This window comes from Brevibacterium marinum (genome assembly GCF_011927955.1).
GTDB lineage: Bacteria > Actinomycetota > Actinomycetes > Actinomycetales > Brevibacteriaceae > Brevibacterium > Brevibacterium marinum.
Map to the genome: position 1 here is coordinate 881,189 of NZ_JAATJN010000001.1, position 15,625 is coordinate 896,813.

Genomic DNA, 15,625 nt, shown 5'->3' on the forward strand with positions numbered 1-15,625 from the left:
CTCGGGCGGCGTCTGGCAGGCTCGTCACAGCGCCAGTTCCTGCGTCACAGCGCCAGGATCGCCGGAACCGTGAGGACGGCGACATAGTAGCCCATGAACTGGACACCGGCGTGCATGCCGATCATGCGATTGAACAGGCCGCCGACGAGTCCCACCGTGACGGTCACGCCGAGGGCGAGCAGCCCGCCCTCGTAGAGGCAGATGACGCAGATGAGTGCGACGAAGCCGGCGATGATCGCTTCGTGGGAGACCGATTTCATCACCCACGTCGCCGCCCGATGGGCGTTTCGCATCACGAACGGGTAGGCGATGACGATCGCGATGACCGCGGCGATGACCGCGAAGAGCGCGAACTCACCGGTCGAGAGCAGGTCGTGCAGGTTGTTCGTCTCCCCGGTCTCCGCATCGAGGGTGTACACGGGCGGGGCATTGAACAAGGGTGCCGCCGGTCCCGCGGCCATGGGTGAGAGCGGCAGACCGATCGCGATCAGCGGGATCAGGGTCTCGGCGATATAGGTCGACTCCGTGGTGCCGTTCCTCACGGACACGACCGTCGTCAGACGGTGGAAGCCGTTCTTGATCCGACTGCCGGCGATCTCGCCCATGAGCACCGCCATGGCGACGGGAGAGAAGACGAAGGTGGCGCTGGTGATGGTCGCCGAACCGCCGGTGTACGCCAACTGCTCACGGTCCAGAACCTTGAACGGGTTCGGCAGCCTGCCGCCGCCCTCGGGTCGAACATCGGGGGCCAGGTCGAACTCCCGTTTGCCCGGTTGGACCATCGATCGACGCCCGGCGGGCGACAGGGCGGAGAACAGGTCGAAGATGAGCGGCCCGGTGGCGATGCCCAGGAAGAAGGAGGTGGTGAACGTCGCCTCCTCCTGTTCGAGGATGAACGCCTGCAGGCCGACGATGATGAGGACGAAGGGCACCAGAGCGACGACGGCCGCGAGCTTCCCCTTCGAGGTATAGGCGACCAGGATCGCGGCAGCGATGAAGATCCACGGCGCGGCCGCACCGATCGCCTCGGCGAAGGGAGTCAGGATCAGGGCGAAGAGGATCGACAGCGGAATCGCGATGATCACCGAGATCACGCCGCCGGAGATGGCCTTCTGCAGGGCGATGTGGGGCACGCCGAGAGATCGCAGCAGCTGTGCCTCTCGCAGCATCGGCACCGCAGTGGTGTCGCCGGGTATCCCCAGCAGCGTCGTCGGGACCGCGTGTGAGATGTGCTTGGCGATGATTGCTGCGAGGAAGAAGGCGATGACGCCGGCGGGCGGGACTCCGATGAGGATGACGAGGAGCGCCAGGGGCGCGACGATCGCGGTCTCATCGGTGCCCGAGATGAGGCCGATTCCGGTGAAGAGCACCGCGGCCAGGAGGGCCATGCCGATCGCCCACAGGATCGGTTCGAACAGCTCCGCGCTCACAGCTGCGCACCTTTCGCGCGGTTCTCGTGGTTCTCGACGAGGGCGTCGAAGAGTCCGAGGGCTCGGATCTCCTCCTGCACCGCCGGTTTCAGGTCGCGGGGATCGCCGAGATCGCCGTACTCCTCGACGACTTCGTCGATGACCTCCTGCCGGTTGCGGGTGTCGGCCGCGGACTGGGTGACCACTCGTTTGGGTTTGAAGAGGAGCCCGGCGATCACGGCACCGACGATGCAGCCGACGATTCCGATCAGCAGAGCATAGGAGTGCCCCAGCTCCGCATCGCCTGCGCCTGTCGTGAAGAGGTGGTCGGCGATGAGATAGGCGGGAACCGCCACCCCGATTCCGATCGCAATGCCGCCGACGAGGTGTTTCGAATCGACGGTGTCATTCCAGACTTCGAGCAGCTGTGGCATCTTCGCCTGCCTTCTGTTGTTGGGTCGTGTTCCTGCTGGTGGGCCGGGGACGGGGCGGTCCCCCGGCGCCGGTCCGTGATGGTGGTGCTGCTGATCGACGGTGGTGCTACTGATCGACGATAGCCGCCGAGGTGGCAGAGGACAGCGGCTTGCCGAGCTGCCGGCTCAGCCATTGGCTGGTTTCAGCGACCGCGCGGATGTCGACACCGGTCGAGATCCCCAGGCCGTCGAGCATCCACAGCAGGTCCTCGGTCGCCAGATTTCCGGTCGCCGAACCGGCGAACGGGCAGCCGCCGACGCCACCGGCAGAGGCGTCGAATTCGCTGACGCCCGACTGGAGTGCCGCGTAGACGTTCGCCAATGCCTGACCGTAGGTGTTGTGCGTGTGCAGTGCGATCGCCTCGACGGGGATGTCGGCTTCGATCAGGGCCTGCAGAACGGCGGTCACGTGGCCCGGTGTGGCGGTGCCGATCGTGTCTCCGAGGGAGATCGTCGTGCACCCGGCATCCAGCAGCTGCCCCGCGGCGCCGACCACCTGCGACGGTTCGACCGGCCCTTCCCACGGATCGCCGAAGACCATGGACAGATAGCCCCTGACCCGCATCCCCGCCGAGGTGGCTGCTGCGGCCACATCACGATTGCGTGCCGTGGTCACCTCCAGGGAATCGCCGAGGTTGGCCCGCGAGAACGATTCCGTGACGCTGACGAAGACGGCGATGTCCTGGGCTCGCGCCGCCATCGCGTCCTCGAGCCCGCGTCGGTTGGGGGCGAGGACCGGATAGGTGATGCCCGAGTCGAGGTCGAGTTCGTCGAGGACGGAGCGGGTGTCGGCCATCTGCGGGACGGCCTTGGGAGAGACGAAGCTTCCGGCCTCGATGGTCGACAGGCCGGTGGCGGCGAGGCGGGAGATGAGCTCGACCCGGATCGCGGCAGGCAGTGTGACAGGCTCGGCCTGCAGCCCGTCCCGAGCGCTGACCTCATAGACGCTGACCTGGGCCGGGAGATCGGCCTGGCCGAAGACCTGGGGGAGCGAGCCCATCATTTCTGGCCACCCGAACTCTGTGCACCTGTGCCTTGTGCATCGGGCGTCCGTGCCCCGGAACGCAGCTCGGCGAGGAGGGCCTGGACCCGATCGAAGCGGAAGGACTTTTCCGCGATGAGCCTCTCCACGATGGCCGTGGCCTCCTCGGCGGTGGCACCGGCGGAGACGGCGAGGTTCTTCGCATGCAGCGACATGTGGCCGCGCTGGACGCCTTCTGTGGCCAGGACCCGCAGGGCCGCGAGATTCTGTGCCAGACCGGTGGCGACGATGATCTCGGCGAGATCCTTCGCTGTGCTCACCTCGGCGATCCGAAGTGCAGTGCGGGCGGCAGGGTGGACCTTCGTGGCTCCGCCGACGAGGCCGACGGGCATCGGCATCTCGAGATTGCCGACGAGGTTGCCCTCGGCGTCCTTCTCGAAGGTCGACAGCGAGGTGTAGCGACCGTCGGCCTGAGCATGCGAATGGGCGCCGGCCTCCACGGCGCGCGTGTCGTTGCCGGTGGCGAGGACGACGGCGGAGATCCCGTTCATGATGCCCTTGTTGTGGGTGGCCGCACGGTAGGGGTCGGCCGCCGCCAGCTCATAGGCGTGGAGGATGTTGTCGACGACCTCGCTGCCGCCGAGCATCTCCTTGTCGAAGACAGCACGTGCGCGGCTCAGGCGCAGATCTGCCTTGTTCGTGAGGATGCGCAGGAGAGCGTCGCCCTGGGCGATCGCGGCCAGACTGCCGGAGACGGCCTCAGCCATGGTGTTCACCGCGTTGGCTCCCATGGCGTCGCGGACGTCGACGTGGAGGTGGACGACGACGTAGGTCGCCGATTTCGCTTCGACGAGTCGGACGTCGAGGCCCTTGACGCCCCCGCCGACCTCGACGAGCTTCGGATCCTGAGCATTGGCCAGGTCGATGACTTCGTCCTGATGCTCGAGGATGCGGGAGCGGGCGGCATGGGGGTCGGCGACATTGATGAGCTGGATCTGCGCCTGCATGATCGGCTGGGTCGAGCTCGTGGAGAAGCCGCCCTGGGGGCGCGCCATTCGGGCAGCATTGCTTGCTGCGGCGATGACCGAAGCCTCTTCGGTGGCCATGGGCACGAGGACATCGGTGCCGTTGATCGTGAAGTTGGTGGCCGTTCCCAACGGCAGGGAGAAGACGCCGAATACGTTCTCACTGAGATTCGCCGCCTGCTCGGGCCCGAACGCGGTCGCATCGATCTGGGCGAAGGCGCCATCGTCGAGGCCGGTCGCCTCGGCCACCGCCGAGCGTCGATCGTTGACCGACATATTGCGGAAGCCGGCGATGCGACTGTTCTCTGCCATTGCGTGTCTCCTGTCGAGTCTTCATCGAGTCTGTGTCGGCCGACCGCTGCTGCCGGAAGTGTCTGAGTAGAGCCGGTCGGATCTTCTGCGCAGAGTGATTCCGCGCAGAGTTCAGTCAAGCACTTCGCGACTCGATCGTCTATGGCCGTTTCGGACAGTGATGATTGAGGTTCCTGGCGTTCTCGGCCAGGGATTCTTGGTCATGGTGTGCGTACTCGGATCTGTGAGTCGGGGTTCGGGAGTCGAGTCGGCTGCGTTCAGACCTTGCGCTGAAGCTGATCCAGACGGAGTGCGACGTGGAGGCGGAACGCGTATTCGGGGGCTCGCCAGTCGTTGTCGAGTACCGTATCGATGCGCTCCAGTCGGAGTTTGACGGTGTTGATGTGAACCGAGAGAGCGGCGGCGGTGCGGCTGATGCTGCTGCCGTGTTCGAAGTATGCGCGCAGAGTGGTGACCAGATCGGCCGACTGCCTCCGGTCCCATTGTCGGAGGGGTTCGAGCATGCGCTCCATGAACTGTCCGACGTGCTCGGGGGCTGTGCCGAACATGGCTGTGTAGGGTGCGAAGTCCTCGGCGGGACAGACGCCTCTGGCGATCGAGAGCGCATTGAGGACTCGCACGCACGACCACAGCTCGTCCTCTGCGGTACGCAGCTGAGAACGCTGGAATCCGGTGTCGGAGACGACGATCAGGCTCTCGCGCAGGACGTCTGATGCCGCGAGGAGTTCCTCCAGCTGTGTCCGGGTCCGATGAGCCGAGCGGGGCAGCAGCACGGTCAGGCCGGGGGAGCGCTGGGTCATGAGGATCCGCGGCTCGATCCGAGCCAGATATGAGCCGATGCGGTCGAAGTCAGCGGGGCCGGCTTGGACCACGATCAGCTGCCAGGGGCCGAGTAGGGTGAAGTTGCCGGAGCGCGCTCGCGCTCGCAGCTCGTCCAGACTTCTGGTGTCGGCGATGAGGTCGAGGGCCAGCTCGCCGCGCACACGGTTCTCGGCATCGGCACGAGACTGCTCGTTCATGTGGATGAGGGCCAGGGACTGTGCGGCTTGAGCGACGATGCTGTGGTCGCCGTCTTTCAAGGCGTTGCGGAAGCGCACGAACAGTCCGCTGTGCCGACGACTGTTCGATGCCACCGAAGCGACGATGAGTCGCTCATCGTCGGCGACCTGAGCACTGCGCCCGGTGCGGTGGCTGGTGTCCAGCGCGGCCAGAATCTCCCCTCTGCTCGCATCGGAGTCTCCGAGGAGCCCGTCGTCGGATGAGAACCCCGGCGATGAGGATTCGTTCGATGGGAACTCGGGGGATTCGAGCAACCGGCTGTCCACGATGAGGACCTCGGCACGGAGGGTTTCGGCGATGACGTCCGTGACGGCTGCTGCACCGTGGCCCTGCAGCACCAACTGGGTCAGCTGCTCTTCGACCTCAACGAGGCGCTGTAAGGTATTCGCCTTGGCCGCGGCCAGTTCTTCCGAGGCAGCTGACAGCGCGGCCGCCTCGGCGAGTTCGCCCATGAGCCGTGCGGTCTTGAGGATCACCGAGGCGTGGTCGGCCAGTGCGGAGAGCAGGGTGATCTCATCGGCACCGAAGTCATGCGGGTAGCGATTCGCCGCGAACAGGGCACCGAGGACCTCGCCGTCGACGACCATGGGCACGCCGAGGAGCGATTCCATGCCTTCCGCCTTGACAGCTGAGTCGACGCGTCGCTCATGAGGCAGCTGAGTCAGGTCGTAGTCGGAGGTCCAGTGGGCGGCTCGGTCGCGGACGACGCGGCCTGCGAGTCCGACTCCGGGTGGTACGCGCAGTGCTGGGAGCTGGAGCGATATGGCTCCGCGGCTGGCTCTGACGTTGAGCTCGTCGGTGTCCGGGCTGTATTCCGAGAGGTAGGCGATGTCGCAGCCGATCAGCGACTTGGCCCTGTCGACGAGCTTCTGCAGAAGACGCTTCGTGTCCCTGACCTGGATGAGTTCCGAGGCGCTTTCGAGCAGGGCGGCGCGTTCATGATCCTTCTGTCGCCAGCGCACCATGGTGGTGGACAGATCGAGCAGTGAATCGACCAACACGGGTCGGCGTCCGAGTTCTGCTTCCAGCCGGCTGCGGTCGACATGCGTTCCACGCGCCACCAGATTGACTGCCTGCGCGACGGACTCCACTGATACCGTGTCTGATTCCGCTGCGCGCTCCGTCATGGACCCATTGTCTCAGCCGCCCGTCGCATACCTCAGCCGGCTCTCGCCTGCCTCAGTCGCCCTGCTCAGGGCTCAAGCCGGCCGTCGCGCCGCTGGCTCACCCCGCTGCCGGTGACAGATCCTTGACGGTCGGCAGTTCGCAGGTGGTGCTGGCCTTCTGCTTGTAGCCGGAGAGGAACTCGCCGAGGCGGTTGATCGATTCGTCGAGGACTTCGACCGAGGGCAGGGTGACGAGTCGGAAGTGGTCCGGCCTCGACCAGTTGAAGGCCGTGCCGTGGGAGACGAGGATCTTCTGCTCACGCAGCAGATCGAGGGCGAACTGTTCGTCATCTGTGATGTCGAACGTGTCGACGTCGAGCTTTGCGAACATGTACAGCGCGCCGCTGGCCCGGTGGGCTGACACCCCGTCGATGGCGTTCAGTCCCTCGTGGGCGACGTCCATCTGAGCGCCGAGCCGACCCTGCGGGAGGACGAGGTCCTCGATCGACTGCTTTCCGCCCAGAGCCGCCTGGATCGCATGCTGGGCCGGAACGTTCGCACACATGCGCATATTGGCCAGGAGCTTGATTCCCTCGAGGTAGCTCTTCGCCTCTGAAAGCGGGCCGGTGATGGCCAGCCAGCCGGCGCGGTATCCGGCGATCCGGTAGGCCTTCGACAAGCCGGAATACGTCAGGCACAGCACGTCGTCGCCGGTGAGAGTCGCCATGTTGACCATCTCGACGCCGTCGTAGGTGATCTTCTCGTAGATCTCGTCGGCGAAGATGATGAGGCCGTGCCGACGTGCGATGTCGACGATCTTCTTCAGGGTCTCGCGCGAGTAGACGGCACCGGTCGGGTTGTTCGGGTTGATGACGACGATGCCGCGGGTGTTCTCGGTGATCTTGGCTTCGAGATCCTCGAGGTCGGGCTGCCAGGCGGTGGCTTCGTCGCAGACGTAGTGCTTCGGTGTGCCGCCGGCCAGCGCGACCGATGCGGTCCACAGCGGGTAGTCCGGGCTCGGGACGAGGATCTCGTCGCCGGGATTGCACAGTGCCTGCAGGGACAGGGTGATGAGCTCGCTGACGCCATTGCCCAGGAACACCTCGGAGGTGTCCAGATTGTGGATGCCTTGGGTCTCGTAATATTGGACGACGGCTCGGCGTCCGGACAGGATGCCACGGGAGTCGGAGTAGCCCTGTGCAACGGGGAGATGGTTGACCATGTCGTGGACGATCGCCTCGGGGGCTTCGAATCCGAAGGGTGCGGGATTGCCGATATTGAGCTTGAGGATGGTGTGACCTGCGGTCTCCATCGCCTCGGCCTCTTCGAGGACCGGTCCCCGGATGTCATAGAGGACGTTGGCCAATTTCGACGACTGCCTGTACATGTGAACCGTGGGAACCTTTCATACGACGATTGCTATATCCACGCTATGACCCTCGCCGAGGTGGTTCCGACCTCACAGAGGCCCGTTTCGTGAACCTTTGGCCGGATGAACGGCTCGTTGTGCAGACCTTTCGTGACCTGCGCAACATGATCGACCGGCGCTAGTGTGAGTGACGTGGTGGATTCTGAGTCTCATCCCCGTCGTCGGGGGCGTCCGCGCAAGGTGAGCAGCGGCGATGCGCGCAAGGCGATCGCCGATGCCGCGTCCGCAGAGTTCGCGCAGAAGGGCTACGACGCGGCTTCGATCCGCGGCATCGCCCGGCGGGCCGAGGTCGATTCCGCCCTCGTCCACCACTACTTCGAGTCCAAGGCGGGCCTCTTCGCCGAGGTGGTCAGGCTTCCCGTCCGCCCCGATCGGATCGTCCGGTCGGCCTTCGACGCCCCGGACGATCGCCTCGGCGAGTCGCTCGTGCGCACCGTGCTCACGGCGTGGGAGCGGACAGCGGTGAGGTCGATCGGGGTCACCGTGCTGCGCTCGGCGGTCAGCGATTCGGACGCCGGCCGTCTCATCAGGCAGTTCCTGATGCGCGAGCTCAAGGGGTCCATCGCGGGCAGGGTTGAGAAGAGCGGCGTCGCTCCCGCCGAGGCGGACCTGCGGGCCACGCTCGTGCTCACCCAGATGGCAGGGGCACTCATCATCCGCCACGTCCTCGAACTCGAGCCCCTTGCCTCGCTGTCGGTCGGTGAACTCACCGCGCGGCTCTCGCCGTCGGTGCAGGGTCATCTCGACGGGGTCGGAGAAGGCGGCAGAGATGGAGAGTCCGGCGGGAGTGCCTCCGGGTAGGGGCGACGCCGCCTGAGGATGACAGCACCCTTGACGGCATCGACTCGTGGGTGCATTATTCATCATATGATGAATAATGGGGTCGAGACGCGAGGACTCACCGTTCGCCGTGGTCGCACCACCGTGATCGACCGACTGGATCTGAACGTGCCCCGCGGCGCGATCGTCGGCTTGCTCGGGCCCAGCGGCAGTGGGAAGACCACCCTCATGCGGGCGATCGTCGGCGTGCAGATCGTCGCGGACGGCAGGGTCACCGTGCTCGGGGAGCCCGCCGGTGCCGCAGTGCTGCGTCACCGGGTGGGCTATATGACCCAGAGGGCCAGCATCTATGACGACCTCACGGTGCGCGCGAATCTGCGCTACTTCGCCCGTGTGCAGGGCGCGTCCGTCGCAGACGTGGACCGCGTTCTCGAGCGCACCGATCTCCTCGGACAGGCTGAGCAGCTTGCCCGCACGCTCTCCGGGGGACAGACCAATCGGGTATCCCTGGCCGCGGCGATGCTCGGTTCCCCGGATCTTCTCGTTCTCGATGAACCGACCGTCGGACTCGATCCCGTGCTGCGGGCCGCGCTGTGGGACATCTTCCGGCGGCTGTCCGACGACGGAACGACCCTGCTGGTCTCGAGTCATGTCATGGACGAGGCCACGCGCTGCGACCGCCTGCTGCTCATGCGCGACGGAGCGGTCATCGCCGACACCACGCCGTCGGAGATGCTTAAGTCGACCGGTGCCGGCAGCGCCGAGGACGCATTCCTCGCCATGATCACCGCCGATTCCGCGCAGAGCGGCTCCCCGTCTCGCCCCGAGGACTTGCCATCTCGACCCGAGCACGTGACACACCTGCTCTCACGCGATGAGGCTGCACCTGTGAGGCAGAGGCGGAAGAGGTCGAGTCGTCGGACAGGAGGCAGGCGATGACTCCGATGCGAACTCTGGTCACAGCGGGCCGCGTGCTGGGCCAGATCCGGAACGATCCCCGCACGATCGTCCTGCTGCTCGTCGTGCCCAGCCTGCTCATCGGCCTCGTCGCCTGGATCTTCGACGAGACCGATGCCTTCGCGACCATCGGGCCGGCGATGCTCGCACTGTTCCCGTTCATCGTCATGTTCCTCGTCACGAGCATCTCGACCCTGCGCGAACGTCGCAGCGGAACCCTGGAACGTCTGCTCTCGATGCCGCTGGGACGCGGCGACTTCATCCTCGGCTACACGCTGGCCTTCGGCCTGCTTGCAGTGGTGCAGACGGCCGTGGCCGTCACCTATGCCACGCTGGTCTGCGGCCTCGAGATCGAGGGCTCCGTATGGCTGCTGTTCGTCGTCGCCGTTGCCGATGCCCTGCTCGGCACCGCCCTGGGGCTGCTCGCCAGCGCTTTCGCGCGCACCGAGTTCCAGGTCGTGCAGTTCATGCCTGTGCTCGTGTTCCCGCAGATCCTTCTGGGCGGGATCTTCCTGCCGCGTGACCAGCTGCCCGAGGTGCTCGAAGTCGTCGGTGATTGGCTGCCGCTGTCGCACGCCATCGACGCGCTGACGGCGGTCGCGACGGGCGATGAGGACTCCGGCTACATCTGGCTGCGCGTGGCCTTCATCGCCTGCTGGATCGTCGGTGCGATCGTCGTCGGCTCGCTGACCTTGCGGCGGAGGACGCCGTGAGTGCGCCATCGGACGTGGCGGCAGTGCCCGCGTCATGGCGGCGAAGGCGCAGATGGAAGGCCCGGGTCAGGCCCTCTGACGGTCGCTGGCGAGCATCGCGTAGATGAGGGTGTCGGTCCATTCGCCCTTCGACCACCAGTCCTGACGCAGGTGTGCTTCCTGCCGCATGCCGATCCTCTCGGCCAGCTTCGCCGAGGTGGTGTTCCGGGCATCCATCCCTGCGAATACCCGGTGCAGCCCGTAGTGGTCGAAGGCGAGATTGAGTACGGCGATGGCCGCTTCGGTCGCGAAGCCGTGCCCGCCGGCCGCGGGGTCGAGGATCCAGCCGATCTCGGCCTTCTCCGTTGATTCCCCGTCGTGCCAGAGGGCGATGGCGCCGATGACGATCGAGCCTTCGATGTCGTCGAGGCCCTCTGCTGTCTCGAGGACGAGTGCCAGGGCACGGGATTCGGTCTCGAGTCCGGTTCGCGGAATGCGCTTCGCGACCTCGGCCTTTGCATCCTCAGCGGTCCAGGGGTCTTGGAGGAGGTACCGCGAGACGTCCTCGCGCGACATGACGGGCAGCAGCGCCTCGGCGTCGGACTCGCGATACGTCCGCAACTGCAGGCGGTCGGTGGTCAGGGGCAGCTCGATCGGATCCATGGTCCAACTCAATCACGCGAAGCCGACGATTGGAACACCAGCCGCTTCAGCTACCCGAACCGACAAAAGCACCGTGCAGGCGGGTTGCCAATGCAGGTTGAGGTAGCTGGAGAGAGTGAACACCCGGGGCGCACACGGGAACATCGTGACAAATGGCATCATCGACCCAGCCTGTCGAGGAACTCGCCTCGGCGCTGTTCGTCTCCTCGGGCACCGTGCGCAACCGTCTGTCGGCGGCGATCGGAAAGACCGACGGCCGCAATCGTGCCGACGCCGTGCGCATCGCCCGCGACAATTGGCCCTTCAGCTACCCGAACCTGCAAGACCACTCCACCTGCACGGTGCTTTTGCCGGTTCGGGTAGCCGAAGCCGGACGCGACTCAGTCCGGCCGGCTCAGCGCCTGCTTCCACGACACCTTCGGGCCCGAGCGCAGGATGGAGCGTTCGAAGATCCTCGTCGCCAACAGCAGCGCCAGGACGGTGGTGACCGCGAGGATGAGCAGGGAGACCAACGGCTCCCACCATTCGATCGTGCCGAGGAAGACTCGCATCGGGACCGCGACCGCCGCGGAGAACGGAATGTAGGACAGTACGGCCATCACCGCTTCGTTGGACGAGAAGATGATGACTCCCATGTAGGGCAGGAAGATGAGCATCATGATCGGGCTGGACGTCGAACCCAGGTCCTCCGTGCGGGAGACCATCGAGGCGGCCGCGGCGTAGAGAGCTGCGATCATGACGAAGCCGACGACGAAGAGTGGGATGAACCACGCGATCGGCTCGGTGACCTTGCCGAGCACCAGGTCGTTTCCGCTGATGGCGGCACCGATGAGGACGGACAGTGCCGTCAGGCCGATCTGTGCGAAGGCGAGGATCGAACACGCCAGGACCTTCCCGAACATCAGCACCTTCGCCGAGGTGGACGCGAGCAGGATTTCGACGATCCGTGACTGCTTCTCCTCCACCACGGACGAGGCGATGGTCGTGCCGAAGGTCACCGCCGACATGAAGAACACGAGCCCGAGGCCCAAGCCGATCAGGTACGTCAGGCCCGGGTCCGGGGCGTCGGGGTCGAGGAGTTCGACCGTCGGGACCTGGCTGAGTTCGCCGGTCAGCGATTCGGGCGCGGAGCGTTCGGCGATGACCGTGACACCGACCGGGGACTGCCCGTCCGCGACGACGGCGGCCTCCACCTCCTCGGAGGTCACGAGGTCCTTCGCCTCGTCTTCGCTGTCGACGGAGACAGGTTCGATGCCGTCGATTCCCTCCACCGCCGTCGCCCCCGCCGAGGTGATCGCCACCTTGTCCGTGGACGAGAACAGTGAGGGCAGCGATCCGGAGACCGCGACGAGTGCTCCGAAGAGGACGATGCTCAGCAGCGTCGAGATCATGAACGCCTTCGACTTCAGCCGGACCATGATCTCACGTTCGATGACGAGGCCGATGGCGGTTGTGAAGCTTGCTCGCTTCGTCTGTGCGGTCGTCGCCAGCCCCGACTTCCTGGAGGTGGTCGTGGTGGGGGTGTTCGCATCCTGGTGGGTGCTCATGCCTGCGTGACCTCCTGGAAGAGTCGGTTGAGGGCGACGGTGTGCGGGGCGAAGGACCTCACCGAGGACACGGACATGGCTCTGCGCAGGACCGCCTCGGCGGTGTCCGGATTCGGGGCCGCGAAGCGCACCCAGTTCCCGTCGAACTCGACGACGGTGATGTCGGGGACCTCGCGGACCCACCCCATGTCCGCATCGGTCTGCAGGATCCACTCGGGGCTGCTGCGCTCGCGGCGCAGCTCATCGGCGGTGCCGTTGGCGACGAGGCGGCCGCGGTCGATGATGACCAGATCGTCGACGAGGCGTTCGACCAGGTCGAGCTGGTGGCTGGAGAAGAGGACGGGCGCGCCGGTGTCGGCGAAATCCTTGAGTACCTCGAGGGTGCGTTCGACGGCGACCGGGTCGAGTCCGGAGAAGGGCTCATCGAGCACGAGGGCGCGCGGACGGTGGATGAGGGCCGCGGCGATCTGGACCTTCTGCTGGTTGCCGAGGCTGACGGCTTCGAGGTTGTCGCCGGGTTCGCCGCCCAAGTCGAGCTGCTCGAGGAGTTCGAGTCCGCGACGGCGGGCGGAGTGACGGCTGAGTCCGTGGAAGCGGGCGAGGTAGATGAGCTGATCGATGATCGGCATCTTCGGGTAGAGGCCGCGCTCCTCGGGCATGTAGCCGATCGCGCTGCGGTGCGCGGCAGTGATGTCCTCGTCGTCGACGGTGATGCGACCGGAGTCCGCGGCGAGCACGCCGAGGATGATGCGCATGGTCGTTGTCTTGCCGGAGCCGTTGGAGCCGACGAATCCGGTCATCCGACCGGCGCCGATGGAGAAGCTCAGGTCGTGCAGGACCTGTTTGTCGCCGAAGCTGCGCGAAATCGCGTCCACAGTGATCATGATTCAACGCTATGCGGTGAGTGGTCGACGCGGATCCGCCGTGGGGAGGATTTTCGGTTCAGCGGGGAGGGGGAGAGCGCCGTACGGCCGAATGCACGTGGCGGCTCCGTGCCGACTGCGCGCAGAGTGTGTCAGCGACTGAGTCAGCCGCCGACGATTCCGTTCTCGTAGGCGAAGATGACGGCGTGGATCCGGTCGCGGATGTCGAGCTTCGTCAGCAGATTGGACACATGCGTCTTGACGGTGGCCTCGCCGACGAAGAGCTTGCCCGCGATCTCCCCATTGCTCAGTCCTGTGGCCACGAGGTGGAGGACCTCGAGTTCGCGGTCGGTGAGCAGCTCCAGTTCAGGGGCCGCCGAGGCGGTCGTCTCGGGGCTGCGCACGGAGCGTTCGATGACGCGTCGGGTCACCTCGGGGGACAGAAGCCCGTCGCCGTTCGCCAGGGCTGTGACGGCGTCGATGAGCTGCTCCGCCTCGGCGGTCTTGAGCAGGAATCCGCTGGCACCGGCGGCCAGCGCTTGGAACAGGAAGTCGTCACGGTCGAAGGTGGTGAGCATGAGGACCGCGCCGGCCGCGCCTCGACGGACGATCTCCGCGGTGGATTCGAGTCCGTCCATGACGGGCATCTGGACGTCCATGCAGATGACGTCCGGTGACAGGTCGAGTGCCCGGTCGATGGCAACCTGCCCGTTCTCGGCTTCACCGACGACGGTGATGGTGTCCTCGCTCTCGAGGATGGTGCGGAAGCCGGTTCGGACCATCGACTGGTCGTCGACGAGGAGGACTCGGATCACGGTTCAGGCCTTTGCTGTGGAGTCGGCGGCGGATGAGGCAGGGGCGTCGGGTCCGGTGGACGAGGCGGCGGTCTCCGAAGCAGCGGGTGAGGGGGCTTCGGCCTCGGGTTCGGCGACGTTGCGTGGGTACGGAATCCGTGCACGCACAAGCCAGCCGCCGCGTGATTTCGGGCCGGCTTCGAGGGTCCCGCCCAGGGCGCTCATCCGTTCGCGCATCCCGATGATTCCGAGACCCGAGCCCGCATGCCTGGCAACTCGGGTGCCTGCGGAATCGTCGTCATCCGACTCGGGGTCTCGCTCCGGTGCAGGCTCGGGTGCAGGCTCGTGGCTCCGCTCCGGCGCGGGGGCGAGGTCGTGCTCCGGTGCGGGTTCAAGGTGAGGGCGGGGTTCGTCTCTGAGCGCACCGGGGGATCGGGAGTCGCTGATCTCGACCTCGAGTTCGGTCGAGCCGTAGCGCAGACGCACCTGAACCTCGGCGTGCAGACCCGCGTAGCGGCGGCAGTTGGTCAGGGACTCCTGGATCACGCGGTAGAGCGACATCTCAGTGATCGGTGTCAGCGGGCGTGACTGGCCGATCGTGTGGACCGTGATCCGCTGGCCCGATCGACGTGAGGCGTCGACGAGCTCTGGAACGTCGCCGAGGCCGGGGTTGCCCTGCGCATTGTGTTCGCCGATGCTCGCATCGTCCGTATCCCGCAGCGTGTAGACGAGCGCGCGCAGCTCGTCGACGGTTTCCCGCGTGGAGGATTCGATGGTCTTCAGCGACTCCCGTGCCTTGTCGGGGTTCTTCTCGAGACTGCGTCGGGCCGCCGCGGCATGGATGCCGACGCCGGTGATGTGGTGGGCGATGCCGTCATGGAGTTCGCGGGCGATGCGCACCCGCTCGAGGTCGAGTGCCTGATTCGTCAGCTGCTGTTCCTGGGACCGGATCTCTGCGTTGGCCGAGCGCAGCTCGTTGAGGATCCTCCGCTGGCTCCAGGCACGGTTGCCGAAGAGCCAGGCACCGCCGAAGAACGCGACGTTGACGAGGAAGGTGACTGCCGACCCCGCCGCGAACTGGAGGACCGTCATATCGGTGAACGACTCGAACTGAAGGATCATCGAGACGAACAGATAGACGAAGATTCCCACGCACAGGAGGAGCCGGGAGATGAACGCCGCTCGGCGATTGCGCTGCCAGGCACCGACCGCGTACACGCCCATGAACACGATGATCTGCGTGACTCCGGGCTCCATGATCTCGAGGGCCTGCGCCGTGACGAAGACGGCGGCCTGGATCCACGCCGTCTGGCTGGGATAGCGTCGACGCCAGATGAGTGGCAGGGTGACGAGGACGGACATCAGGCAGATCAGCCACAGGGGTCCCTTGAACGGCCAATAGCTCGTCGTGTTGTACAGCACCGCGAAGACGATCGAGGCTGCGGCCAGCGCGAGCACCAGATACACGTCTGTGCGTGTGGGGGTCTGCGATGTCGAGTTCTCCGCCATCCTCCCAGCTTAGACAGGCGATCCG

14 protein-coding genes are annotated in these 15,625 nt (G+C 66.0%); 3 read left to right on the plus strand and 11 right to left on the minus strand.

The window, feature by feature from the left end; genetic code table 11:
* Positions 1-44: 44 nt before the first annotated feature.
* From BKA07_RS03840 to BKA07_RS03865, 6 genes are all read right to left on the minus strand, one after another.
* Entirely contained in the window at positions 45-1,430 is a 1,386-nt protein-coding gene (locus BKA07_RS03840; protein ID WP_167949725.1) for a tripartite tricarboxylate transporter permease, read from the minus strand.
* Positions 1,427-1,843 carry a hypothetical protein gene (locus BKA07_RS03845; RefSeq protein WP_167949726.1) on the minus strand — a complete coding sequence of 139 codons (417 nt, stop codon included), beginning with the start codon at positions 1,841-1,843 and terminating at the stop codon, positions 1,427-1,429. The genes BKA07_RS03840 and BKA07_RS03845 overlap by 4 nt, the downstream gene beginning before the upstream one ends.
* A gap of 106 nt (positions 1,844-1,949) precedes the next feature.
* Entirely contained in the window at positions 1,950-2,885 is a 936-nt protein-coding gene (locus BKA07_RS03850; RefSeq protein WP_342448987.1) for a hydroxymethylglutaryl-CoA lyase, read from the minus strand.
* The gene (locus tag BKA07_RS03855; RefSeq protein WP_167949727.1) at positions 2,882-4,201 is read right to left on the minus strand and encodes a hydroxymethylglutaryl-CoA reductase, degradative; all 1,320 of its coding nucleotides are present in this window, start codon (positions 4,199-4,201) and stop codon (positions 2,882-2,884) included. Before BKA07_RS03855 ends, BKA07_RS03850 begins: the two co-directional genes overlap by 4 nt.
* Before the next feature lie 257 nt (positions 4,202-4,458).
* On the minus strand, positions 4,459-6,387 hold the full coding sequence (locus tag BKA07_RS03860) for a helix-turn-helix domain-containing protein (RefSeq protein WP_167949728.1): 1,929 nt from the start codon (positions 6,385-6,387) through the stop codon (positions 4,459-4,461).
* 97 nt (positions 6,388-6,484) lie between these two features.
* Positions 6,485-7,753, minus strand: coding sequence for a pyridoxal phosphate-dependent aminotransferase (locus tag BKA07_RS03865; RefSeq protein WP_167949729.1), 1,269 nt, complete (start codon positions 7,751-7,753; stop codon positions 6,485-6,487).
* A gap of 174 nt (positions 7,754-7,927) precedes the next feature.
* Between BKA07_RS03865 and BKA07_RS03870 the strand changes: the two genes are divergently transcribed.
* From BKA07_RS03870 to BKA07_RS03880, 3 genes are all read left to right on the plus strand, one after another.
* Entirely contained in the window at positions 7,928-8,596 is a 669-nt protein-coding gene (locus BKA07_RS03870) for a TetR/AcrR family transcriptional regulator (RefSeq protein ID WP_167949730.1), read from the plus strand.
* 66 nt (positions 8,597-8,662) lie between these two features.
* Positions 8,663-9,514, plus strand: a complete 852-nt coding sequence (locus BKA07_RS03875; RefSeq protein ID WP_167949731.1) for an ABC transporter ATP-binding protein — start codon at positions 8,663-8,665, stop codon at positions 9,512-9,514.
* Positions 9,511-10,245 (plus strand): ABC transporter permease, encoded by a 735-nt coding sequence (locus tag BKA07_RS03880; protein WP_167949732.1) that lies wholly within the window; start codon positions 9,511-9,513, stop codon positions 10,243-10,245. Before BKA07_RS03875 ends, BKA07_RS03880 begins: the two co-directional genes overlap by 4 nt.
* 66 nt (positions 10,246-10,311) lie before the next feature.
* On the opposite strand, the gene BKA07_RS03885 is transcribed toward BKA07_RS03880, so the two are convergent.
* From BKA07_RS03885 to BKA07_RS03905, 5 genes are all read right to left on the minus strand, one after another.
* Positions 10,312-10,887 (minus strand): GNAT family N-acetyltransferase, encoded by a 576-nt coding sequence (locus BKA07_RS03885; protein ID WP_167949733.1) that lies wholly within the window; start codon positions 10,885-10,887, stop codon positions 10,312-10,314.
* Positions 10,888-11,267: 380 nt separating this feature from the next.
* Complete coding sequence (locus BKA07_RS03890) at positions 11,268-12,434, minus strand: ABC transporter permease (RefSeq protein WP_167949734.1); 1,167 nt, start codon at positions 12,432-12,434, stop codon at positions 11,268-11,270.
* Positions 12,431-13,318 (minus strand): ABC transporter ATP-binding protein, encoded by an 888-nt coding sequence (locus BKA07_RS03895; protein WP_167949735.1) that lies wholly within the window; start codon positions 13,316-13,318, stop codon positions 12,431-12,433. The genes BKA07_RS03890 and BKA07_RS03895 overlap by 4 nt, the downstream gene beginning before the upstream one ends.
* A gap of 143 nt (positions 13,319-13,461) precedes the next feature.
* Positions 13,462-14,112, minus strand: coding sequence for a response regulator (locus BKA07_RS03900; RefSeq protein ID WP_167949736.1), 651 nt, complete (start codon positions 14,110-14,112; stop codon positions 13,462-13,464).
* Positions 14,113-14,115: 3 nt separating this feature from the next.
* Entirely contained in the window at positions 14,116-15,600 is a 1,485-nt protein-coding gene (locus BKA07_RS03905) for a sensor histidine kinase (protein WP_167949737.1), read from the minus strand.
* Positions 15,601-15,625 lie beyond the last annotated feature (25 nt).

Excerpts from the sequence above, each read along its gene's own strand:
- BKA07_RS03885 (WP_167949733.1), bottom strand. The coding sequence starts at position 10,887 with ATGGATCCGATCGAGCTGCCCCTGACCACCGACCGCCTGCAGTTGCGG.
- BKA07_RS03855 (WP_167949727.1), bottom strand. The coding sequence starts at position 4,201 with ATGGCAGAGAACAGTCGCATCGCCGGCTTCCGCAATATGTCGGTCAAC.
- BKA07_RS03875 (WP_167949731.1), top strand. The coding sequence starts at position 8,663 with ATGATGAATAATGGGGTCGAGACGCGAGGACTCACCGTTCGCCGTGGT.
- BKA07_RS03890 (WP_167949734.1), bottom strand. The coding sequence starts at position 12,434 with ATGAGCACCCACCAGGATGCGAACACCCCCACCACGACCACCTCCAGG.
- BKA07_RS03865 (WP_167949729.1), bottom strand. The coding sequence starts at position 7,753 with ATGTACAGGCAGTCGTCGAAATTGGCCAACGTCCTCTATGACATCCGG.
- BKA07_RS03850 (WP_342448987.1), bottom strand. The coding sequence starts at position 2,885 with ATGATGGGCTCGCTCCCCCAGGTCTTCGGCCAGGCCGATCTCCCGGCC.
- BKA07_RS03895 (WP_167949735.1), bottom strand. The coding sequence starts at position 13,318 with ATGATCACTGTGGACGCGATTTCGCGCAGCTTCGGCGACAAACAGGTC.
- BKA07_RS03880 (WP_167949732.1), top strand. The coding sequence starts at position 9,511 with ATGACTCCGATGCGAACTCTGGTCACAGCGGGCCGCGTGCTGGGCCAG.
- BKA07_RS03845 (WP_167949726.1), bottom strand. The coding sequence starts at position 1,843 with ATGCCACAGCTGCTCGAAGTCTGGAATGACACCGTCGATTCGAAACAC.
- BKA07_RS03860 (WP_167949728.1), bottom strand. The coding sequence starts at position 6,387 with ATGACGGAGCGCGCAGCGGAATCAGACACGGTATCAGTGGAGTCCGTC.
- BKA07_RS03905 (WP_167949737.1), bottom strand. The coding sequence starts at position 15,600 with ATGGCGGAGAACTCGACATCGCAGACCCCCACACGCACAGACGTGTAT.